Source organism: Spirillospora sp. NPDC048819, from assembly GCF_040650055.1.
In the GTDB taxonomy this organism is placed as follows: Bacteria; Actinomycetota; Actinomycetes; order Streptosporangiales; family Streptosporangiaceae; genus Spirillospora.
This window is the reverse complement of the sequence record NZ_JBEZGN010000014.1, coordinates 82,510-103,130: the sequence shown is the minus strand read 5'-3', so window position 1 is coordinate 103,130 and position 20,621 is coordinate 82,510. Positions and strand designations below refer to the sequence as shown.

Genomic DNA, 20,621 nt, shown 5'->3' with positions numbered 1-20,621 from the left:
GGCGGTCAACCTCCCTGGCGGCCGGCGCGGTTCGCGCCGATGACGGCGCCGACCGCGGCGCACAGGACGGGCACGCCGATGAAGACGGCCAGCAGGACGCCGGTGCCTTCCACATCGAGCGTGTGGTCGAGGACGAGATGGAAGAAGACGGCGACCGACTCGGTGAGGAAGAACCCCGCGGCCCCGCCGGCGAGGAGACCGACGAAGGCGCCGGTGGCCTGTCTGGACAGTGCGCTCATGCCGTCCAGCCTCGGCACGCGGGATGCCGCGCGGCATCGGCCTCCGGCGGGCACTCGCCGTACCCCCCGGGTTGCGGGGCCGCGGCCCGCCTACCCCGGTGGTTGCGCCCCGCCGGTCATCCAGCTCGGGTTGACCATGCCGGACTCGTAGGCCAGGACGACCAGCTGCGAGCGGTCCCGCGCGTCCAGCTTCGACATGATGCGGCTGACGTGGGTCTTGGCGGTGGCCGGGCTGAGGACGAGGCGGGCGGCGATCTCGTCGTTGCTGAGCCCGGCCGCCACAAGCAGCATGACCTCGCGTTCGCGGTCGGTGAGGGCCTTCAGCCGGGGGCCGGGCACGGGCGCCTTGACCCGTCCGGCGAACTCGGCGATCAGGCGGCGGGTGACGGACGGGGTGATCAGCGCGTCCCCGCGCGCCGCGACCCGCACGGCGTAGATCAGCTCCTCCGGATCGGTGTCCTTGAGCAGGAACCCGGCGGCACCGGACCGCAGCGCGCCGTAGACGTACTCGTCCAGGTCGAAGGTGGTCAGGATGACGACCCTGACGCCGTCGAGCCGCCGGTCGGAGGTGATGCGCCGGGTGGCCTCCAGGCCGTCCATGCCGGGCATCCGGATGTCCATCAGCGCCACGTCCGGGCGCAGTGCGCGGCAGGCGGCGAGGGCCTCCTCGCCGTCCGCGGCCTCCCCGGCCACGGTGATGTCGTCCTCGTCGTCGAGGATGGAGCCGAACCCCGCGCGCACCAGCCGCTGGTCGTCGGCCAGCAGGACCTTGATCATGAGGCTCCGTTCTCATGGGGGAGGCAGGCCCGGACGCGGAAGCCGCCGTCCGGTCCCGGGCCCGCGGTCAGTTCGCCGCCCAGCGCACGGGCGCGCTCCCGCATCCCGCGGACGCCGCCGCCCATGGCGCCGTCCGCCGCGCCCCGGCCGTCGTCGGCGACCTCGACGAGGACCGCCCGCGGCCCGCGCTCGATGCGCACGGTCGCCACGGAGGCGGAGGCGTGCCGGACCACGTTGGTCAGCGATTCCTGCACGATTCGGTATGCGGCAAGGTCCACACCGGTGGGCAGCGGCCCGTCCTCGCCCGCGAAACGGAGACGGACCGTGAGTCCCGCCGCCCGTGCCGACTCGACCAGTTCGCCGATCCTGTCGAGACCCGCCACGGGCGCGGTCGGCGCCTCCTCGTCGGCCTGCCGCAGCACCCCGAGCGTCGCGCGCAGATCGCGCAGCGCGTCCCGGCTCGACTCCTTGATCGCCGCGAGGGCGGCCTCGGCCTGCGCCGGGTCGCGGCGGAAGCGGTGCAGCGCCGTCCCGGCCTGGACGTTGATGAGCGAGATGTGGTGCCCGGCCACATCGTGCAGGTCGCGGGCGATGCGAAGCCGTTCCTCACCGGCGGCGCGCTGCTCGGCCTCACGCAGGTAGACCTGGCGACTGTGCCGGACCCAACCCAGCGCCACCATCGCCACGACCCACCCGGTCAGCATGAACACCGCGACCCCGTTGACGTCCTCGGCGCCCGCGAGCGTCCCCGCGCCCGTCGCGATGACGATCAGGGCGGCGACGGCGACGGCCGCCTGGATCCGCCCCTGGGCCGCGATCATGTAGAGCGCCACGATGGGCGCGATCAGCAGCGGCCCGTCGTAGGCGCTGGTGACGTAGTGGGCGCCCGTGGCCACCACCGCGACCACCGCGGCCGCCACCGGGCGGCGGCGGCCGAAGTACAGCGCCCCGCAGGCGACGGTGATCAGGACCCAGGACAGGGCGGTGACCGACCAGGGCTCCTCGCGGGCGCCGATCAGCGACCGCACGCTGCCGGCGCCCACCAGCAGCAGGACGCCACCGGCCAGAACCCCGTCCGCCCTCCGGACGCGCAGCCCAGACCAACCAGCCATGCGACCAGCCTAGGCGGCACCCTGGCCAGGACCTTCACCCTTACGGCCCGCCTGTGTGGACGCTCCCCGCAACTTCTGGGGTACCGCCGAACGCCCGAGCCGCAACCACGGATGTAGGCGGATCAGCGCTGCACCCGCGCGGGGAACTCCGCCCACACCGTGGTGCGCGAGCCGTCGGGCCGGTGTCCCCAGCGGGACGCGAGCGCATCGACGATCTGCAGGCCCCGCCCGCTCTCGCCGTCCTGGGCGTCCCGCAGAACCGGCCGCTCCCCGCCCGCCCCGTCATCACTGACCTCGGCCCGCAGGACACCGTCACCCGCCCACAACGCGATGTGGATCTCCCCGCCCCGCCCTGACGCGGTGTGCCTGATCCCGTTCCCCGCGAACTCGGCCACCACGAGCGCCATGTCGTCCAGCAGTTCGTCACCGGGCGACACGAGGTCCGGGACGAGCGTGTCCCGGAGGAACAGCCGGGCATGCCGGACGGAACGCTCCACGCCGGGAAGCGTGAGCACGGCGAGAAGCTCCAGCTCTCCCACCTTGGCGGATGTCATCGTGATTCCTCCTCCGAATGTCACCCGCCAAGGCTGATCGCCCTCCGTCACCGCATCAACACGTTCCCGCGAGGTGAGGGCCATCCGTCGCGGGTCCATGGAGAAGCTGAAGTATCGAAGTCCGGATGCATCTAACTTCGGCGGAGCGGACCATTGCTGTCACACACGGTGACAGAATGAGTGCATGACGTCAGATGACCGATTGTCGTACCGGCGCCGCAAGATCGGTCAGGCGCTCCGCCGGTACCGCGAAGAACGCAACCTGACGCAGGACGCGGCGGCCCGTCTGGTCGAACGGTCGCCGGCTTCCCTCAGCGCTTACGAGAACGGCCACCGTGCCATCCGCCCCCGCGACCTCCGCCAGATTCTCGACCACTACGGCGTCACCGAGGAGAAGGAGCGAAAGCGTCTGCTCGATCTCGCTGCTCAGGGCCGCAAAGAGGGCTGGTGGCGTGACTACATGAGCCATGAGGACGCGTTCAGCGTCGATTTCGCCTCCCTCGAAGCTGAGTCCTCGCGCTCACGTTCCTTCGAGACGGTCGCCGTGCCTGGGCTCCTTCAGACGGAGGCTTATACCCGAGCGGTTTTCGCGGCGTACGAGCCCGTCCGGGTTCAGCCTCGGGACAAGAACGCGATCGCGTTCCGTATGGCGAGGCAACGCATCCTCGACCGCCCGTCCATGCGGGCGGCCTGGATCATCGGTGAGCCTGTGCTGCGACTGATGGTCGGCGGCCGGGACGTGATGCGCTCCCAGTGCTGGAAGCTGGTGGAAGTCACGGAGAGGGAGCACTTGGATCTGCGGGTCGTGCCCGGGACTGTCGGCGCACATCCAGGGATGGCCGGCTCCTTCACGATCCTCGATGTCGGTTCGGACGACCCCATGAAGGTCGTCGCCGTGGACTGCCTGACGCGTGGCTGGCTCATCGATGAGCCGCCGAGCATCGAGTATTACGAACGGGTGTACGCGGAACTCCAGGCCCTTGCTCTCTCGAAGTCGGATTCCCGTGCGCTTATCGAGGCGATAGCGTCTGAACTATGAGTGTTCCACCTTCTCCGTGGCGCAAGAGCAGCTACAGCACTGATCATCCGAGCAACTGTGTGGAAGTCGCGGCTCTGGGGCAGATTGTCGCAGCGCGTGACTCCAGGGACGCCTCCGGGCCGGTGCTCGATTTCACGAAGCCCGAGTGGCGTGCCTTCCTCGATGAGGTGAAGAGCGGTGCGCTCGACTTCGCGTGAAAGTGGAGGGTGAAGGCTGTGGCTTGTCGGATCACTGAGCTCGTGCTCGACTGCCGCGATGCGGAGAGGCTCGCGGAGTTCTGGTGCGAGGTGCTGGGGTTCGTGGTGCTGGAACGGGACGACGACGGGATCGAGATCGGTCCCCCGGAAGGGTTCGGTGGGCTCCAGCCGACGCTCGTCCTCAGTCCCAGCGAGGACGCCAGGGCGGACAAGCTGCCGCTGCACATCGACGTCAACCCCACGGACCGCGACCAGGACGCCGAACTTGAGCGGCTGCTGGCCGCCGGGGCGCGGCACGCCGACGTCGGGCAGACGGGGGAGGAGAGCTGGGTCGTCCTCGCCGACCCGGAGGGCAACGAGTTCTGCCTGCTCCGCAAGCGCCTCGATTGATCATCAGACTCGCCCGTGAGCAGGACGTGCCGTGCTTCATCGAGCTGGCCAGGCAGGTTGAGCACTGGTTCGGCCCCATGCTGGGCGATCCGGGCTTCCGGGACGCCGTCGACAAGCACGTCCGCCGGGCCGCCGCCCTGGTCGCGGTCGCCGCCTGACGGCGGCGCTTCAGGTCAGGAGTGTGACGCCGTAGATGGTGAGGGCCGTGCCGATGGCGAGCATGACGGGGAGCAGTGCGACGATCTTGAAGGTGAGGACGCCGGGGCGGTCCGCGCTGCCCGCGGGGTCTGCCGGGTCGTACACGATGGGGATCCGGGTTCCGATCTTCGGGCCGCGCGGGGTGGACAGCGAACTGGTCGCCTGAACCACCTGGCCGTCCTCGGTCATGAACTCGAAGACTCCCGACCGCTGCACGGTTCCGGGACCCGCGGTGGCCGGTGAGCGGTGCCCGACGACGATCCCGGTCGTGCGTACTCCGCGGCGACGCCGACGGGACCAGGCGAGCATCTCCACCCGGCAGCCCCACAGAAGGCCCGTGCCGAGGGCGATCAAGGCGGCCGCTTTGACGAAATCCACCGCACTCAAAGTAGTGCGGCCCGGTCCGCGTGGCCACCCCGGCGGCGCGGAGGCCGCCGGGGTGGAGGTGCGTCATGCGGCGGGGGCGTGGCGGGTGAGGACGAGGCTGGAGTCCGGGAGGGTACGGGACTCCAGGAGCCGCAGCCGGACCGGGGCGGGGCCCTCGAACACCCGGGTGCCGGCGCCGAGGACGCCCGCGCCGATCATGAGGTGCAGTTCGTCGACCAGACCCGCGACGAGGAGGTCGTTCCACAGCGTGTGGCTGCCGAACATGATGATCTCCTTGCCGGGGCTCTCCTTGAGGGCGGCGACCCGGGCGTGGGCGTCGGCGCGCTTGACGATCTCGGTGTTGTTCCAGGGGGCCGTCTGGTTCGGGGTGAGGGTGTCGGAGACCACGACCTTGTCCATGGCGGTGTTGAGGCGGGAGATCTCGCGCTCCACCGGCGGCTGGGAGGTGTCGTCCGCGATCGGCGGCCAATAGCTCCTGAAGCCTTCGTAGGTGGCGCGTCCCAGCAGGAGGGTGTCGGCGGCGCGGAGGCGTTCGGCGTTGTACTCGCTGAAGCCCTCGTCGAAGGGGAGCGCCATGACGTTGTTGCCCGGCCCCTCGTAGTAGCCGTCGAGCGAGATCATGTTGGTGACGATCAGCTTGCGCATCGGTGTTCTCCTCTCGGATGTGCTTTCACCGGGGGAGAGACAGCGGACGCCGCGGATTCATCGGTCAGGAGGAGAATTCCTCCGGAAGTTCGAAGAGGGGGTACAGGCCGGGGTCGAGGAAGCCGGAGATCTCGGTGATCAGGCCGTCGCGGAGGCCGAGGACGTTGATCGCGCCGATCCGGAAGCGCCCGTCGGGGTTCTGCTGGTAGCAGGCGAACGCGGGCTGCCCGTTGGCCCGGATCGGCACGAGGCGCCAGGGCGTGGCGAAGACGCGTTCGGTGAGGAACCGGACGACGCTGTCGCGGCCGTCGAACCAGGCGGGCAGCGGCGGCATGGTGAAGCGGACGTCGTCGGCGAGGAGGGTGACGAGGGTGTCCACGTCGGCGCGTTCCCATGCGGTCACGAAGGCGTCGATCAGCTCCCGCTGCCCGTCCGCGCCGAGCGCCGACAGTTCGGCCTGCTGCGTGGTGGGCGGTACCCGCTCCTGGACGGCCTTGCGGGCGCGTTGCAGGGCGCTGTTGACCGCGGCCGGTGTGATGTCGAGGAACCCGGCGACCTCGGCGGCGGAGAACTCCAGCACCTCGCGGAGGATGAGCACCGCGCGCTGGGTGGACGGCAGGTGCTGCAACGCCGCGACGAAGGCCAGTTCCACGCCCTCGCGGCGGGCGAACGCGCCGGCGGGGCCGGGATCGTCGGCGGCGACGTCGTCCGGCCACGGTTCCAGCCACACCGGGCCGGCCACCGGCTCGCCGAGGTCGTCGGTGCCGCTGCGCGGCGGGCCGTGGTCGGGGGACAGGACGCGCCGCGGGCGTTTGGAGCTCAGCCGCAGGCACGCGTTGGTGCTGATCCGGTACAGCCAGGTGCGCAGCGAACTGCGTCCCTCGAAGCCGCCCAGGCCGCGCCAGGCGGCGAGCATCGATTCCTGCAGCGCGTCCTCCGCGTCGTGCAGCGAGCCGAGCATGCGGTAGCAGTGCGCCTTCAGCTCACCCCGGTAGGGGGCGGTCAGCCGGTCGAACGCCGCCGGGTCGCCGGCGCGGGCCCGCGTCAGAAGTTCGCCTTCGTCCACCTGGGCGAGCCTAGTGGTCGCCGACCGCGAACCGCCCTCCCATCGATCGTCGCCGGTCAGTCGTCGTAGGAGTGGACGAAGCGGGACAGGAGGCGGGCGAACTCGGTGCGCTCCTCGTCCGTCCAGTCGCCCATGGCCTTGGCGAAGTGCTCGTGGCGGGTGCGGCGGGTGGCGTCCACGATGGCCTGCCCGGCGCCGGTGAGCTCCAGGTGGATGCGGCGGCCGTCCTCCTGGGACGCGACGCGGCGGACGTACCCGGACTTGACGGCCTCCGCGACGATGCGGCTGCCCCGGGACGCGTCGACGCCCAGGCGGGCGGCGACCAGGCCGACGCTCATCTCCTGGCCGGCGTCGTCGGGGCCCTCGTCGATGATGTCCACGACGTGCAGGATCTGGACGTCCACGGGGAGGTTGTGCTCCCGGATCGCCGCCTTGCCCAGCCGCTGCCGCGACATGCCGCGCCGCAGTTTGACCATGCTCCGCTCGACGGCGTCCATCGCCCCGTCATATCTGACTCCGTCGCGCGACGACTCCTCGCTCATGGTGACCAGTCTAGCTAGGTTGCGTCCCTCATCTGCATGCGTCTAGCATTCAATTGCGTTACGCATATGACTGTGAGGTGCACATGATTGTCGGACTACCCCGCCCGGCCGAGACGATGCCGATGAGTCACCGGCACCGGTTGCTGGTGTTCGGCGGGCTGATGCTCGCGGGGCTCATGTCCTCCCTGGACGCGACGGTGCTCGGCACCGCGCTGCCCACGCTCGTCGGAGACCTCGGCGGACTCGACCGGCTCGCGTGGGTGTCGACCGCGTACGTGCTGGCCACCAGCGTCACCGTCCCCCTGTCAGGACGCCTGGGGGACCTGTTCGGACGCCGGCCGATCCTGCTGATCGGGCTCCTCGGCTTCATGGCGGGGTCGGCGGCGTGTGGGGCGGCCCCGTCGATGAACTGGCTGATCGTGTTCCGCGTCGTCCAGGGCGCCGCCGCCGGCTGCCTGCTCAGCTCGATGTTCGCGCTGACCGGCGACCTGTTCGAGCCGCGGGAGCGCGCGAAGTACCAGGGCTACTCGGCGCTGATCTTCGCGGTCTCCAGCATCGCGGGCCCGCTGATCGGCGGTTTCCTCACCGACCACGCCTCCTGGCGGTGGGTGTTCTACGTCAACCTGCCGCTCGGCGTCGCCGCGACCGCGACGACCGTGTTGTTCCTGCGGCTGCCCAAGCCGGACCGCAGGCCCCGGATCGACTACCTCGGCATCGTCCTGCTCGGCGCGGCCGTCACCTGCTTCACGCTGTTCACCAGCTGGGCCGGGACGCGCTACGCGTGGGGCTCGCCGGTCGTCCTCGGCCTCGGGGCCGGGGCGGCGGTGCTGTTCACCGTGTGGGTCCTGGCCGAACGGACGGCCGCCGAGCCGGTCATCCCGCCCCGGCTGTTCCGCGACCGGTCGTTCGCCGTGGCCTGCGCCGTCGCGGCCGTGGGCGGCGCGACCGGGTTCGGGCTCGCCACCTACCTGCCGATGTTCTTCCAGGTCGTCGGGGGAGTGGGGGCGGCGGACTCGGGCCTGCTGCTCCTGCCGATGATGCTCGGCCTCGTCGCCGCCGCGATGGGCGCCGGCAAGTACATCCACCGGACCGGCCGCTACCACCGGCTGCCCGCCGCGAGCATGGCGCTCAGCGCGGTCGGCATCGCGCTCCTTGCCACGATGGACGCCCGAACGGGACTGTTCACCGCCGGGTGCTACATGGCGCTGCTCGGGTTCGGGGCGGGGCTGTCCCAGCAGGTCGTCATGCTCATCGCGCAGAACGCCGCCCCGAGCCGCGACCTGGGCGCGGCGAGCTCCGGCGTCTTCGCGACGCGGATGCTCGGCACCGCCGCGGGCATGGCGGTGTTCGGCGCCATCGTGTCGAGCCGGTTCGCCGAGGAGATCGGACGGCGCGTCCCCGACGGCCAGGTGCCCGTATTCGGTGACGCCGTCCGGCCCGAGGTCCTGTCCAGGCTCCCCGGGCCCGTGCAGGACGGTGTCGCGGAGGCGTTCGCGGCCGCCTTCTCCGACCTGTTCCTCACCGCCCTCCCCGTCCTGGCGGCGGGCCTCGTGGCGGCCCTGCTCCTCCGCAACGTCCCTCTGACGCCGCGGGGGCCGAAGAGCTAGTCGTCGAGGGCGGCGTCGTGGACGAGGAGGGCCACTTGGACGCGGTTGTTCAGCTCCAGCTTGGTCAGCAGCCGCGACACGTACGCCTTCACGGTGGCGACGCTGAGGGACAGCTCCTTGCCGATCTCGCTGTTGGTGCGGCCGCGTCCGACGAGCGCGGCGACGGCGCGCTCCCCGTCGCTCAGCCGGTCCAGCAGTTCCCGGGCGCGGGCCTGGCGCGGGTCGGCGCCGGAGGCGGCGACATGGGACATCATCTTGCGCAGAACCGCCGGCGACATCATCGGCTCACCGGCGGCGACCTCCCGGATCGCCCGGACGATGCCGGGCGGCGGCGTGTGCTTCAGCAGGAAGCCGCTCGCGCCCGCCCGCATCGCGCGCACGATGTGGTCGTCGGTGTCGAACGTCGTCAGGATGATGATCTCGGGCGGCTCGCGGCGGGCGCGCAGCAGCTCGGTCGCGGCGAGCCCGTCCACCCGGGGCATCCGGATGTCCATCAGGACCACGTCGGGCCGGTACCGGTTCACGGCGGACACCACCTCGGCGCCGTCGGCGACGTCTCCCACGACCTCGAGGTCGCCGGCGTTCGACAGCATCATCGACAGGCCGGCGCGGACGAGCGCGTCGTCGTCGACGATCAGCACGCGGATGGGCGGGGAGTCCATTCCGTCACCCTAACGGCCCGCGGGCCCACGGCCCGTGCGCCGACTACGGCCGGTGCAGCCGCCGCCCGCTGACCTCCAGTGCCGACAGCCGGAACCACGCCTCGCGGTCGCCGCCGGGCCATGGCTGGACCTGTGCGGCGGTCGCCTTCTCCTCGTCGGTCAGCGGGTGGGCGCCGCCGCGCACCAGGACGCTCCAGCCCTCGCGGGTCGACTCGTCGAACCTGTCGACCTCGAAGGCCGCCCTGACCGCGCCGCCCACCACGGCCGTCAGCAGGCTGCGGTTCAGCCGGCCCGAGACCGACGTCCGGAAGACCACCGCGTCCCCGTCCACGGCGTAGTTCACGGGGACGACCGTGGGGCCCTCGCCGTCGTCGAAGGCGATGCGGCCGATGCCGCCGTCGCCGAGGAGCCGCATGCAGACGGCGCGGTCGAGTTCCTCCAGTACGGGCTGCGGTGAGGAGTTCGATGCCATGCCCTCCACCTTCCCAGCGTCCGGTGCGGCATGCGCGCTCGGGCCCGGGCTACAGGGGGAGGCGGGCGCGGAGCCGGAAGCGGCCGTCGCCGGTGCGGCCGTGCTCCAGCGTGCCGCCGAGCAGGGCCACCCGCTCGGCGAGGCCGACGAGGCCCGCGCCCGACGCGGGCATCGTGAGCGCGGCCGGCGGGTCGGGCGGCAGCCCGTTGACGATCTCGATGTCCAGGTCCGCCCCGGCGTCGAGCCGCACCCGGACGTCGGCGCCGGGCGCGTGCTTGCGGGCGTTGGTCAGCCCCTCCTGGACGATCCGGTAGGCGTGCCGCCCCACGCGCGACGGGACGCGGCCCGGGTCGGGGACGTTCTCGTCCAGGGTGACGCGGCCCCCGGCGCGCCGCGACTCGCGGACGAGCCCGGACACGTCGGCGAGCGTCGGCTGCGGCCGTTCCGGGTCGGTGCCGGGCGTGTCGTCCCGCAGCACCCCGATCACCTCGCGCAGGTCCTCCATCGCCTCGTAGGCGCTCTGCCGGATGATCCCCGCCGCCTCGCGCTGGTCGGCGGGCGCGTCCGGGCGGAACTCCAGCGCCCCCGCGTGCACGGCGAGCAGCGAGATGCGGTGCGCGAGGACGTCGTGCATCTCGCGGGCGATCCGCTCGCGCTCCAGCAGCCGGGCCTCCTCGACGCGCAGCCGCTGCTCGGTCTCGGCGGCGCGGGCCCGTTCCTTCAGCGACGCGATGAGCTGCCGCCGGGACCGCACCAGCATCCCCGACGACACCAGCACCGCGTACAGCAGGCCGAAGGCGACGATCCCCTCCCGGAACTCGCGCTCGGACAGCGGCGCGAGCCAGAACAGCCCGGCGACCGCCAGCCCGGCCGCGACCGCGACCGGGATGCTCGTCCGCCAGGGCCGGAGCATCGCGACGGAGAACACCGCGGCCGCGGCGGTGCCGAGCACGGTCGCCGCCGTCAACTGGAGCGCCATCAGCACGAGGGCGACCGCGACCGGGTACCGGCGCCGCCACAGCAGCAGGACGGCGCAGGAGACCGCCCCGGTCGCGATGTCCCGGGGTATCGCGGTCTTGGACCCTTCGGGGAAGTCGCTCAAGGACGCCAGGAGCATCAGCGTGCCGAGCAGCACCGCCCCGGCGGCGACCGCCAGGTCGCCGAGCCAGTCGCGCCACGGTCGCCTGAGATCCACGGGGCCAACGTTAGCCACGCCGCCATGCCCCGGAAGCGGCCGCAGGTCGGCCCGCCATCGACTTTGGTATCCGCGCTCTGCGCACTTCGATTGACACGATTATTACAGGTATATTCGTAAGAACGGGAGGAGGAATGAGCGCCATGGCAACGGAAGGTCCGCGCCGCCGCGAGGTCCTGGACGTCCTCCGCGACGCCGGCGCACCCCTCGGCGTCACCGACATCGCCGGGCGGCTCGGCGTGCACGCCAACACCGCGCGCTTCCACCTGGACGCCCTGGCCGCCGAGGGCGCCGTGGAACGCACCGTCGAACAGCCCTCCGGCCCCGGACGTCCCCGCACCGTCTACACCCCCCGCGCCGGGATGGACCGCGGCGGCGCCCGCGGCTACCGGCTCCTCGCCCAGATCCTGCTCAGCCGGCTGGCGTCGGACGGCCCGCGGGCGCGGGAGAGCGCCGCGCAGGCCGGACGGGAATGGGGCCGGTTCCTCGTCGACCGCCCGCCTCCGTTCAAGCGGATGACCGACGAGGAGGCCGCCGAACGGCTCACCGCCCTCCTCGACGACCTCGACTTCGCCCCGAAACCCGACGGGGACGTCATCCGGCTGCGGCACTGCCCGTTCCTGGAACTCGCCGAGGAGTACGGGCCGCTCGTCTGCGACGTCCACCTCGGCCTCATGCAGGGGGCGCTGACGGAACTGGACGCACCGGTCGAGGCCGACCGGCTGGAGCCGTTCGCCGAACCCGGCGCCTGCCTCGCGCACCTGCGGCGCGGCTGACCCCGGCCGCCCCGGCCGGCCGCTCAGGGGAGCTTGGCGACGGTAAGGAGGATCGCGCAGTCCTCCAGCGCCTCCAGGCTGTGCCGCGCCGCCGGGATGATCAGCAGGTCGCCGGAGATGCCGTCCCAGGAGTTCTCGCCGCTCAGCAGCCGCACCCGCCCGTGCAGGACCGTGATCGTCGCCTCCCCGGGGTTCTCGTGCTCCGACAGCGTCGTGCCCGAGGTCAGCGCGATGAGCGTCTGGCGCAGGACGTGCTCGTGACCGCCGTAGACGGTGTCGGCGCTGCGTCCGGTGGAGGCCGCGGCGGCGCGCTTGAGATGGTCCCGTACCAGTGCGTCCAACGAGAGCTTCTGCATGGCACCAAGTGTGCCAGCGGCATCGCCGGCGGCTCCCGGCGCGGGGGTCATTTGAGCGGGGTGCCCATGACCGGCTTGCCGATCGCGCTGCCCTCCAGCCAGCCCTCCCAGGACTTCGCCCACGGCGTCGGGCCGTTGCCGAACTCCAGCTTCCGGGAGGTTCCCGTCACCTTGACGACGTCGCCCCGGTTGGTGAAGTCGTAGAACCACTTGGCGTTCTGGGGTGACATGTTCACGCACCCGTGGCTGACGTTGTCGCTGCCCTGGGCGGCGGTCGACCACGGCGCCGAATGCACGAACACGCCGCTGTAGGTGAGGCGGACGTTCCACTTCGTCGGGATCCGGTACTCGCCCGGGTTACCGGTCGTCGCCGAGTCCATGATGATGTCCTTCGCCTTCTCCTGCGCGATCATCGTCCCGCTGTAGCTCTCGTGGCCGGGCTTGCCGAGGCTGACGTTGAAGGTCTTCACCGTCTCGCCGTTCTCGGTGACCGTCGCACGGTGCTTCTTGGCGTCGACGGTGGTGATGTGCCGCTCACCGACGGTGAAGCTCGCCGTGCGGTCCTCGACGCCGTACACGCCGTCGGCCACCTTCACGCCCGCCAGGTGAGCGGTGACCTTCACCTTCTGGCCGGTCGGCCAGTACTCGCGGGGACGGAAGTCGACCTCCTTGTCGCTGATCCAGTACCAGGCGCCCTGGACGGGCTCCGACATCTGGACCTCAAGGGACTTCTCCACCGCGATCTTGCCGGCCTTCGTGCTCACCGGCCGCGACAGCAGCAGCTGGACCGGCATGCCGACGCCGACGGTCTCGCCGTCCAGCGGCGACATGCCGCTCTCCAGCTTCCCGGCCGGCTTCAGCGTCGTGAACGTGGAGGTCGCGTCGACCTTCTCGCCGTCCTGGCCGGTGCCCTTCGCGGTGAGCGTGTACGTGGTGGACGGCCTCAGCGTCCACGACGACCGCCACGACGTGCCGTCCGCTGCGAGCCTGCCCTCGGCCTTCTCACCCTTCTTTCCGTAGGTGAGGGTGACGTTCGTCAGCTTGCCGTTCTCCGCCCGGACGACGACGGGCTTGTCGGGCGCGACCTGCTTCGTGCCGGTCGGTGGGGTGATGGACAGCTTCACCGGGTCCGCCGCCCTGCCGTCGCCGTCGCCGCCCTCGCCGCCGCCGTCGCCGCCGGACGAGCAGCCGGCGACCGCGATGACCGCCGCCCCGATGATCGCCGCACTCGCGGTCCCGGTCCGACCCTTGAGCACCTGAGACTCCTCACGCTTAGACGCGGGTTACCCCCTCGTCAGGGTATGCGCGGTTTTACGGAAGGCATGCGGAAGGAGCCGTACTCTTCGGTTTTCTCTCAGGCGGGTCAAGGTTCGCCCAGCTCACCCGCGCTCGGCCGGCAGCGTCAGGATCCGGTGGCGCGCTCCGGCGGAAGCTGCGCGGCGGCCGCCCGGTCCAGCAGGAACAGGGTCCGCTCAAGGCCCCGGGCGCCCGCGACCGGCGCCTTCACGGGATCGGTCTCCGCCAGCCCGAGCCGGACGGCCTCGGCCTTGGACTCGCCGGACGCCAGCACCCACACCTCGCGTGCGGCGCGCAGCGAGGCGAACGTCAGCGAGATACGCGTCGGCGGCGGCTTCGGGGCGTCCCGCACGGCCACCACCGGACGCCCGTCCCGCAGCGCCGGCATCCCCGGGAACAGCGACGCGACGTGCGCGTCCGGGCCCACGCCTAGCATCAGCACATCGAACGAGGGCACCGGGCCCCCGCCGCCGGGACCCGCGGCGGACCGCAGCTCGGCGGCGTACCGCTCCGCCGCGGCCTCCGGATCGTCGCCGTCCGGCCCGTCCGCCGCCGGCATCGGACGCACCCGCGCCGGATCCACCGGGACGTGGTCGAGCAGCGCCTCCCGGGCGCCGGTCTCGTTGCGCTCCGGATCGCCGGCGGGCAGGAAGCGCTCGTCGCCCCACCACACGTCCAGGCGCCCCCAGTCGATCGCGTCGCGCGCCCCGGCGCCGGCCAGCGCGGCCAGCACCGCCGTGCCGACGCCGCCGCCGGTCAGCACCACCGACGCCGAGCCGCGTGCCGCCTGGGCGTCCGCGATCCGCGTCACCAGCCGTGCCGCGACCGCCTCGGCGAGCACGCCTTGGTCGCGGTGGACCAGGACCGACGGGGCGTTCACGCGTCACCCCGCCCGCCGGACGCGTCCGCGTCCCCCTCGGCGGGCCCGGTCCGCGCCGCCTCCGCCGTCGCCGACAGCGGCTCGCTCGCCACGCCCTCCTCCGTCGACCCGCCGGCGAGGTCCTTGGCGAACCGGGCGGCGGCGTCGCGGTACACCTCGTCGGGGTCGAGCCGGCGCAGCTCCTCGGCCAGCAGCTCGGCCATCGGCCGCCGCATCAGCGACACCTGCCGGTCGGGCTGGCGCGGCCGGCACAGCGTCGCGACCCGCCCGTCGGGGCGGTGGATCTGGATGTCGCCGCCCGTCGTCGTCAGCCGCGCGCCCGTGATGCCGGGCCCCTCGGAGACCGTCCGGCCGATCGGGACGCCCAGCCGGACCGACAGCCACGCCGCCAGCAGCTCCGCGCTCGGGCTGTCCGGCTCGGCCGTCACCTCGCCGCCCGTGATCTCGTCGTGGTCCTGGTCGAGCGCGGCGGCCAGCAGCGACCGCCACGAGGTCAGCCGCGTCCAGGTGAAGTCGGTGTCGCCCGGACGGTACCCCTCGGCGAGCTGCGCGAGGGTGCCGAGCCGGTCGCGGGCCGCGTAGGAGTCGGTCACCCGGCGCTGCGCCAGCACCCCGAGCGGGTCCAGGGCCGGCACCTTCGGCACCTTGCCGCCCGGCCACCACGTCACCACCGGGGTGTCGGGCATCAGCAGCGGGACGACCACCGAGTCGGCGTGCTCGGCGAGCGGCCCGTACATGCGCAGCAGCACCGTCTCGCCCGGGCCGGTCTCGCCCATCCGGATCTCCGCGTCCAGCCGGGACGAGCCGCCGCGCGGGTCGCGGGAGATGACGGTCAGCACCCGGCAGGGATGCTCGCGGGCCGCCTCCGTCGCCGCGCGCACCGCGTCGTACTGCGCCGACTCGTCGGTCACGATGATCAGCGTGAGCACCATGCCGACGGCGGGGCCGCCCATCAGATGCCGCGACTGCGTCAGCGCGTCCTGGATCTTGCGCGTGGTGGTACCGGTGAGGTCGATGTTCATGCAGAGCCCCCGTTCATCTAGAGCCGCCGCCAGACTCGCCCGTCCCGCGCCATCAGCTCATCGGTGCAGTCGGGCCCGTAGCCGCCGGACTTGTACTGTTCGAGACCGCCGCGGCTCGCCCAGAACTCCTCGATCGGGTCGAGGATCTTCCAGGACAGCTCGACCTCCTCCTGGCGCGGGAACAGCGGCGGGTCGCCGATCAGCACGTCCAGCAGCAGCCGCTCGTACGCCTCCGGGGAGGTCTCGGTGAACGACTCGCCATAGGCGAAGTCCATGTTGACGTCGCGGATCTCCATCGAGGTGCCGGGCACCTTCGAGCCGAACCGGACCGTGATGCCCTCGTCCGGCTGCACCCGCATGACCAGGGCGTTCTGCCCGAGCTCCTCGGTGTCGGTGTGAGAGAACGGCAGGTGCGGCGCCTTCTGGAACACCATCGCCACCTCCGTCACCCGGCGGCTGAGGCGCTTGCCGGTCCGCAGGTAGAACGGGACGCCCGCCCAGCGCCGGTTCTCGATCTCCAGCTTGATCGCCGCGTAGGTCTCGGTGCGGGAGTCGGCGGGGATGCCGTCCTCCTCCAGGTAGCCGCTGACGTTCACGCCGCCCTGCCATCCGGCCGCGTACTGGCCGCGCGCGGTGGCCTCCGCGAGGTCCCCGGGCACCCGCACCGAGGACAGGATCTTGGCCTTCTCGGCGCGGACCGCCTCGGCGCTGAACGACGTGGGCTCCTCCATGGCCGTCAGCGCCAGCAGTTGCAGCAGGTGGTTCTGGATGACGTCGCGGGCGGCGCCTATCCCGTCGTAGTACCCGGCGCGGCCGCCGATGCCGATGTCCTCGGCCATCGTGATCTGCACGTGGTCGACGTACGAACGGTTCCAGATCGGCTCGAACATCGCGTTGGCGAACCGCAGCGCCAGGATGTTCTGCACCGTCTCCTTGCCGAGGTAGTGGTCGATCCGGAAGATCGACTCCTCGGGGAAGACGCGGTGCACGGTGTCGTTCAGCTCGACCGCGCTCTTCAGGTCGTGCCCGAACGGCTTCTCGATGACGACCCGCCGCCAGGCCTCCTCGCTGGGGTCGGCCAGCCCGCAGCGCTGCAGCTGCTCCACGACCTCCGGGAAGAACTTCGGGGGGATCGACAGGTAGAACGCGTAGTTCCCGCCCGTGCCGCGTGTCGCGTCGAGCTCCTTGACGGCCATCGACAGCGCGTCGAACGCGCCCGGGTCGTCGAACGTGCCGGGGACGAAGTGCATGCCCTCCGACAGGTGCGTCCACACGTCCTCGCGGAACGGGGTCCGCGCGTGCTTCTTGACCGACTCGTGAGCGATCTCCCGGAAGTCCTGGTGGTCCCAGTCGCGGCGGGCGAAGCCGACCAGGGAGAAGCCCGGCGGCAGCAGCCCCCGGTTCGCCAGGTCGTAGATGGCCGGCAGCAGCTTCTTGCGTGACAGGTCCCCGGTGACCCCGAACAGCACGAGGACGCACGGCCCGGCCACCCGCGGCAGGCGCTTGTCCCGCGGGTCGCGGAGCGGATTGGCTGGGTCGGTCACGTGGCCCCCTCCGGTGGCACTGCCTTCGACGCCGCCTCCGGCGGCTCGGTGCCTAGTCGTACCAGTACTTCGAACATCTTGGTCCTGACCCCGTGCTCTGATGCGTGAACGGACGAAAAGGGAACGAACTGAAGCGGGGGCGCGACGCCGGGCGGCGCGCTCACTCCCCTCCTCTTCCGGGGTCTCCTCTGGCGGAGTCGAGCAGCCGGGCGAGCCCCGCCCAGCGGTTCTGCAGGTGCAGCCGCACCACCGGGCGGCCCGCCGCGCGCGCGTCGCGGGCGTCCCCGAGCGCCCGGGCGAGCTGCAGCATGCCGAGCCGATGATGCCGGTCCGGGACCGGAACGTCGCGAACCACGTTCCCGGTCACCAACAGGAATACGCCTCCGTCCGGCTGATCATTCCCGCTCGGGAGCCGCCGGCCGCCCCAGCCGACCGTCACCGGGCGGCCGCAGCGGGCGGCCAGCAGCGCGGCGAGCCTGCGGATCTGCGTGCCCTGCCCGCGCGTCTCGTCCGGGTCCAGGTAGGCGACGATCGCCAGATGCTCGTCCGCGCCGATCCGGTCGGTCAGCGCGTCCAGCAGCCGCGGCAGGTCGGGCGCCGCCGCCAGCGCCGGGACGGTCGTGTGCACCTCGACGGCGCGGCCCGGGTCGCCGTCGGCGAACAGCGGGTCTCCCGACCCGTCGTCGAGCGTCATCGGGGCCGCGCGGTCCCGCGGCGTGAGGGGGTCCAGCTCCAGCAGGTAGGCGGCGACGGCGGCGGCGTACTCCCACACGACGAGCTGCGCGGCGAGCGGCCCGGCGACGGTGGAGTCGTCCTGGTGCGGGCGGCCGTCGAACGTCACGAGGAACAGGTCGCCGGCCGGGGTCAGCGGGAGGCCGCCGCCCTGGACGACCGGGGTCAGCCGGCCGCGGGCCGTCTCCTCCAGCAGCAGCGCGACCCATCCCGCGATCCCCGGCAGCGCCGCGGGGTAGCCGCCGAGCACGGCCGTCCGCCGGCCGGTGCGGGCCGCCCCGCCGAGGATGGCGCCGAGGACGAGACCCGGATTGTTCTCCGGCCGGGTGAGCGAGGGCAGGACGGCGGTGGCCGCGTCGAGCAGCCGCCCCACGTCGGCTCCGGCGAGCGCCGCCGGCACCAGCGCGTAGGGGGACAGGGCGCCGAACGCGGTCGGGGCGGGCGCCTCGATCAGCGGATGCCCCGCCTCCGTCGCGCGCTTGGCCGCCGCGGCGCCGGGCTCGGCGACGGTGACGAACCGCCGCGCGATCTCGTCGGGGGACAGGCCGAGGTCCTGGAGCATCCGGGCGAACACCTGGCGGAGCGTGTCGGTGCCGGGATCGTCGCCGGTCACGACGATCATCGTGCGGTTCAGCCGCTCCGGGTCGTCGCGGATGCGCAGCAGCGGGCCCGGCTCCGGACCGTCGAGCACGGTGAGCGGCGACACGCCGGCGCCGGGCGCGGCGCCGCCGTCCTCGTCCCCGTCCTCCCCGTCATCTCCGGTCGTCGTCGCGGCCGTGTCCCGCGCGGTGAGCCGGTGCGCCGCGACGATCAGCTCGGCGGCGCGGGCCGGTGCGCCGCGCCCGAGCAGCGCCACCTCGGTCAGCCCGTCCGCGCGGGCCCGCGCGCGCAGCTCTTCGGCACGCTCCAGCGCCGCGCGGCCCGGCCCGGGCTGCCCCGGCCAGCACAGCGGCCGGCCCTCCAGCCCGGCGGTCGCGGTCGACGGCCACAGGGACGCGTCCTCCGACGCGAGCCGGACCGGCACCTGGTCGATCCACAGCCGGCCCAGAACCCGCTCGGCGGCCTCCTTCAGCGGCCCGCGGGCGGTGATGGCCGTCTCCCCCGAGACGACGGCGGTGAAGGTCACGGCCGGCGCGCTCCCGCCACCGACCGCATCGCCTCGGTGAGCCTGCCCGCGCCCTCCACCGGGTCGCGCAGATGCAGCCGGATCACCGGCAGCCTGCGGTCGCGCAGCGCCCGCAGCTCCGCCAGCGCCCGCGCGAGCTGCAGTTTCGCCAGGCTGTAGGGGCGGCCCGGGATGGGCTGCGTGGCCAGGGTCTCACCCGGCGCGGGGTCGCCGGTGATGATGAGGAACGCGCCGTTGCCCGGTCCGTCCTTGTGCACCGGCCCGGTCGCGTGCGGGTACGCCGGGCCCGGCCCGTAGGCGACGGGGCGCCCGGACCCGCGCGCCATGGACGGCGCGAGGTAGCGGCCCGAGAAGTCGCCCGACAGGTACGTCATGACGGACAGGTATCCGTCGTTGGGCACCGAGGCGACCAGCCCGCCGAGGACGGTCCGCAGCTCCGCGCCGGGCGGCCACGGGAAGTCGGCGTACACCTCGATGCCGTCCTCGGTGTACACCGGCTGCTCCGCGGTCAGCGGGCCGCCGCCCGCCGAGCGCAGCATCGTCGCCGCGTCGTCCTCGGACTCCTGGACGACGGTGCTGCCCGCCTCGAACGGGTTCACGCCGAGCAGCCACCCGGCGACCGCCGTCGCGTACTCCCACAGCAGGAATTGCGCGCCGAGCGGCGCCCACACCGAGGTGTCGGACTCGTCCTGCGCCGCCGACTGCGGGTTGATCGACACGCCGTGCACGTCCGGGAAGTCGCCCCGCCCGCCCCGCGGCTCGAACGCCAGCACCCCGCGGCCCCGCTTGCCGGTGCCGACCGCGAGGAGCTGGGAGATCCAGCTGCTCAGCGCGCCCGGCCCGCCGGGCTCGCGCAGCAGCACCTTGTCGCGGGCCAGGCCGCCCGGCCCCTGCTGCGCGCAGCCGCCGAGGACCGCGCCGAGCAGCAGGCCGGGATTGTCCTCGTCCTTGCCCAGCGACGGCACCAGCGACGCCGCCTCCTCCAGCAGCCGTTCCGCGTCGGCGCCCGCGAGGACGGCCGGGACGAGCCCGTACGCCGACAGCGCCCCGAAATGCCCGGGAAGATACGGGTCGGTCAGCCCGATCCGGTAGCCGCACTGCCGGGCGAAGTCGTGCAGCGGGCTCCCATGATCGGTGATCACCAGGAACCGGCCCGCGATCTCCCGCTCCGACAGCCCCCGCTCACGGAACGCGGCGGTGAAGATCCGCCGGTAGGCGTCGCCTTCCAGCGACACGCCCGCCTTGCTGGCCAGCACGACCAGCGTGCGGTCGAGCCGCTCCAGCGCGAACGCGAGCGCGGCGGTGTCGCTGCCGTCCAGCACGGTCAGCTCGCCCGTGCCCTGCCCGTTCGAGCCCGGCCCGCTCGCAGCCGCCCCGCCCGCCGCCGGCTTGGCGGCGCCGGCGGCGACCGCCGGAGCGTGCGCCTCCATGATCGCCTGGGCGGCGAGGCTCTCCGCCCCGACGCCGATCAGCACGATGTGGTCCAGGCCCGAGTAGCGCGCCTCCGCGACCATGCCGTCCACCTGGGTCAGCAGGCCACGGGAGGCGAACGGCAGGTCGAGCCAGCCCAGCCTGCTGTGGTCGACCGCGCGCCGCCCCCACAGCCGCGGGTCCTTGGCGGCGAGCGCGCCGGGCACGCCGCAGCTGACGAGGTAGTCCCTCGCCTGCAGCGCCGAGTCCAGCACGTCGCCGCGCGTCAATACGTCGAATCCGGACACCGTTCCCTCCTGCCCCCCATCGTTTCAGGAGAGAATGGACATTGGCGACCTCTCCCTCGATCTTCTTCAGCGCGTCGGGTGAGCACCGT

24 protein-coding genes are annotated in these 20,621 nt (G+C 72.6%); 6 read left to right on the top strand and 18 right to left on the bottom strand.

Annotated features, from left to right (window positions below; genetic code table 11):
• Positions 1-5: 5 nt before the first annotated feature.
• From AB0C35_RS20425 to AB0C35_RS20410, 4 genes are all read right to left on the bottom strand, one after another.
• Positions 6-239, bottom strand: a complete 234-nt coding sequence (locus tag AB0C35_RS20425; protein WP_358458035.1) for a hypothetical protein — start codon at positions 237-239, stop codon at positions 6-8.
• 90 nt (positions 240-329) lie between these two features.
• Positions 330-1,016, bottom strand: coding sequence for a response regulator transcription factor (locus AB0C35_RS20420; protein WP_358458034.1), 687 nt, complete (start codon positions 1,014-1,016; stop codon positions 330-332).
• Positions 1,013-2,128: a histidine kinase gene (locus tag AB0C35_RS20415; protein ID WP_358458032.1), complete on the bottom strand. Its 1,116-nt coding sequence runs from the start codon at positions 2,126-2,128 to the stop codon at positions 1,013-1,015. The genes AB0C35_RS20420 and AB0C35_RS20415 overlap by 4 nt, the downstream gene beginning before the upstream one ends.
• 122 nt (positions 2,129-2,250) lie before the next feature.
• Positions 2,251-2,682 carry an ATP-binding protein gene (locus tag AB0C35_RS20410; protein WP_358458030.1) on the bottom strand — a complete coding sequence of 144 codons (432 nt, stop codon included), beginning with the start codon at positions 2,680-2,682 and terminating at the stop codon, positions 2,251-2,253.
• Positions 2,683-2,866: 184 nt separating this feature from the next.
• On the opposite strand from AB0C35_RS20410, the gene AB0C35_RS20405 reads away from it, so the two are divergent.
• The 4 genes from AB0C35_RS20405 to AB0C35_RS20390 are packed head-to-tail and all read left to right on the top strand — an operon-like array spanning position 2,867 to position 4,466.
• Complete coding sequence (locus tag AB0C35_RS20405) at positions 2,867-3,721, top strand: helix-turn-helix transcriptional regulator (protein WP_358458028.1); 855 nt, start codon at positions 2,867-2,869, stop codon at positions 3,719-3,721.
• Positions 3,718-3,918 (top strand): DUF397 domain-containing protein, encoded by a 201-nt coding sequence (locus tag AB0C35_RS20400; protein ID WP_358458026.1) that lies wholly within the window; start codon positions 3,718-3,720, stop codon positions 3,916-3,918. The genes AB0C35_RS20405 and AB0C35_RS20400 overlap by 4 nt, the downstream gene beginning before the upstream one ends.
• Before the next feature lie 18 nt (positions 3,919-3,936).
• Positions 3,937-4,308: a VOC family protein gene (locus tag AB0C35_RS20395; RefSeq protein ID WP_358458024.1), complete on the top strand. Its 372-nt coding sequence runs from the start codon at positions 3,937-3,939 to the stop codon at positions 4,306-4,308.
• A complete protein-coding gene (locus tag AB0C35_RS20390; protein WP_358458022.1) occupies positions 4,305-4,466 on the top strand; it encodes a hypothetical protein in 162 nt (53 codons plus the stop codon). The genes AB0C35_RS20395 and AB0C35_RS20390 overlap by 4 nt, the downstream gene beginning before the upstream one ends.
• Positions 4,467-4,476: 10 nt before the next feature.
• Here the strand turns inward: AB0C35_RS20390 and AB0C35_RS20385 are convergent, their stop codons facing one another.
• The 4 genes from AB0C35_RS20385 to AB0C35_RS20370 form a co-directional block, all read right to left on the bottom strand.
• Positions 4,477-4,884, bottom strand: a complete 408-nt coding sequence (locus tag AB0C35_RS20385; RefSeq protein ID WP_358458020.1) for a DUF3592 domain-containing protein — start codon at positions 4,882-4,884, stop codon at positions 4,477-4,479.
• Positions 4,885-4,956: 72 nt separating this feature from the next.
• Positions 4,957-5,538 (bottom strand): dihydrofolate reductase family protein, encoded by a 582-nt coding sequence (locus AB0C35_RS20380; RefSeq protein ID WP_358458018.1) that lies wholly within the window; start codon positions 5,536-5,538, stop codon positions 4,957-4,959.
• A 64-nt stretch (positions 5,539-5,602) separates the two neighbouring features.
• Positions 5,603-6,604 (bottom strand): sigma-70 family RNA polymerase sigma factor, encoded by a 1,002-nt coding sequence (locus tag AB0C35_RS20375; protein WP_358458016.1) that lies wholly within the window; start codon positions 6,602-6,604, stop codon positions 5,603-5,605.
• A 56-nt stretch (positions 6,605-6,660) separates the two neighbouring features.
• Positions 6,661-7,146, bottom strand: coding sequence for a MarR family transcriptional regulator (locus AB0C35_RS20370; RefSeq protein ID WP_358458014.1), 486 nt, complete (start codon positions 7,144-7,146; stop codon positions 6,661-6,663).
• Between the two features lie 83 nt (positions 7,147-7,229).
• On the opposite strand from AB0C35_RS20370, the gene AB0C35_RS20365 reads away from it, so the two are divergent.
• Positions 7,230-8,753, top strand: coding sequence for an MDR family MFS transporter (locus tag AB0C35_RS20365; RefSeq protein ID WP_358458012.1), 1,524 nt, complete (start codon positions 7,230-7,232; stop codon positions 8,751-8,753).
• On the opposite strand, the gene AB0C35_RS20360 is transcribed toward AB0C35_RS20365, so the two are convergent.
• Genes AB0C35_RS20360 through AB0C35_RS20350 form a run of 3 tightly spaced genes read right to left on the bottom strand, consistent with a single transcriptional unit; the run spans position 8,750 to position 11,082 of the window.
• On the bottom strand, positions 8,750-9,415 hold the full coding sequence (locus tag AB0C35_RS20360) for a response regulator transcription factor (protein ID WP_358458010.1): 666 nt from the start codon (positions 9,413-9,415) through the stop codon (positions 8,750-8,752). The two genes, AB0C35_RS20365 and AB0C35_RS20360, sit on opposite strands and share 4 nt — an antisense overlap.
• 43 nt (positions 9,416-9,458) lie before the next feature.
• Positions 9,459-9,887, bottom strand: a complete 429-nt coding sequence (locus AB0C35_RS20355; RefSeq protein WP_358458008.1) for a pyridoxamine 5'-phosphate oxidase family protein — start codon at positions 9,885-9,887, stop codon at positions 9,459-9,461.
• 49 nt (positions 9,888-9,936) lie between these two features.
• Positions 9,937-11,082 carry a histidine kinase gene (locus tag AB0C35_RS20350; RefSeq protein ID WP_358458006.1) on the bottom strand — a complete coding sequence of 382 codons (1,146 nt, stop codon included), beginning with the start codon at positions 11,080-11,082 and terminating at the stop codon, positions 9,937-9,939.
• 143 nt (positions 11,083-11,225) lie between these two features.
• Here AB0C35_RS20350 and AB0C35_RS20345 point away from each other — a divergent pair, with 143 nt between their 5' ends.
• A complete protein-coding gene (locus tag AB0C35_RS20345; protein ID WP_358458004.1) occupies positions 11,226-11,858 on the top strand; it encodes a helix-turn-helix domain-containing protein in 633 nt (210 codons plus the stop codon).
• A gap of 23 nt (positions 11,859-11,881) precedes the next feature.
• Here AB0C35_RS20345 and AB0C35_RS20340 read toward each other — a convergent pair whose 3' ends face one another.
• From AB0C35_RS20340 to AB0C35_RS20310, 7 genes are all read right to left on the bottom strand, one after another.
• Positions 11,882-12,214 carry a cupin domain-containing protein gene (locus tag AB0C35_RS20340; protein ID WP_358458002.1) on the bottom strand — a complete coding sequence of 111 codons (333 nt, stop codon included), beginning with the start codon at positions 12,212-12,214 and terminating at the stop codon, positions 11,882-11,884.
• A gap of 47 nt (positions 12,215-12,261) precedes the next feature.
• Complete coding sequence (locus tag AB0C35_RS20335; RefSeq protein ID WP_358458000.1) at positions 12,262-13,470, bottom strand: Ig-like domain-containing protein; 1,209 nt, start codon at positions 13,468-13,470, stop codon at positions 12,262-12,264.
• A gap of 146 nt (positions 13,471-13,616) precedes the next feature.
• Positions 13,617-14,390, bottom strand: a complete 774-nt coding sequence (pgl, locus tag AB0C35_RS20330; protein ID WP_358457998.1) for a 6-phosphogluconolactonase — start codon at positions 14,388-14,390, stop codon at positions 13,617-13,619.
• On the bottom strand, positions 14,387-15,412 hold the full coding sequence (locus tag AB0C35_RS20325) for a glucose-6-phosphate dehydrogenase assembly protein OpcA (RefSeq protein WP_358457996.1): 1,026 nt from the start codon (positions 15,410-15,412) through the stop codon (positions 14,387-14,389). The genes pgl and AB0C35_RS20325 overlap by 4 nt, the downstream gene beginning before the upstream one ends.
• 17 nt (positions 15,413-15,429) lie before the next feature.
• Positions 15,430-16,956 carry a glucose-6-phosphate dehydrogenase gene (gene zwf / locus AB0C35_RS20320; protein ID WP_358457994.1) on the bottom strand — a complete coding sequence of 509 codons (1,527 nt, stop codon included), beginning with the start codon at positions 16,954-16,956 and terminating at the stop codon, positions 15,430-15,432.
• Between the two features lie 160 nt (positions 16,957-17,116).
• A complete protein-coding gene (locus AB0C35_RS20315; RefSeq protein WP_358457993.1) occupies positions 17,117-18,814 on the bottom strand; it encodes a hypothetical protein in 1,698 nt (565 codons plus the stop codon).
• Positions 18,811-20,532: a phosphoheptose isomerase gene (locus tag AB0C35_RS20310; RefSeq protein WP_358457991.1), complete on the bottom strand. Its 1,722-nt coding sequence runs from the start codon at positions 20,530-20,532 to the stop codon at positions 18,811-18,813. The genes AB0C35_RS20315 and AB0C35_RS20310 overlap by 4 nt, the downstream gene beginning before the upstream one ends.
• Between the last annotated feature and the right edge of the window lie 89 nt (positions 20,533-20,621).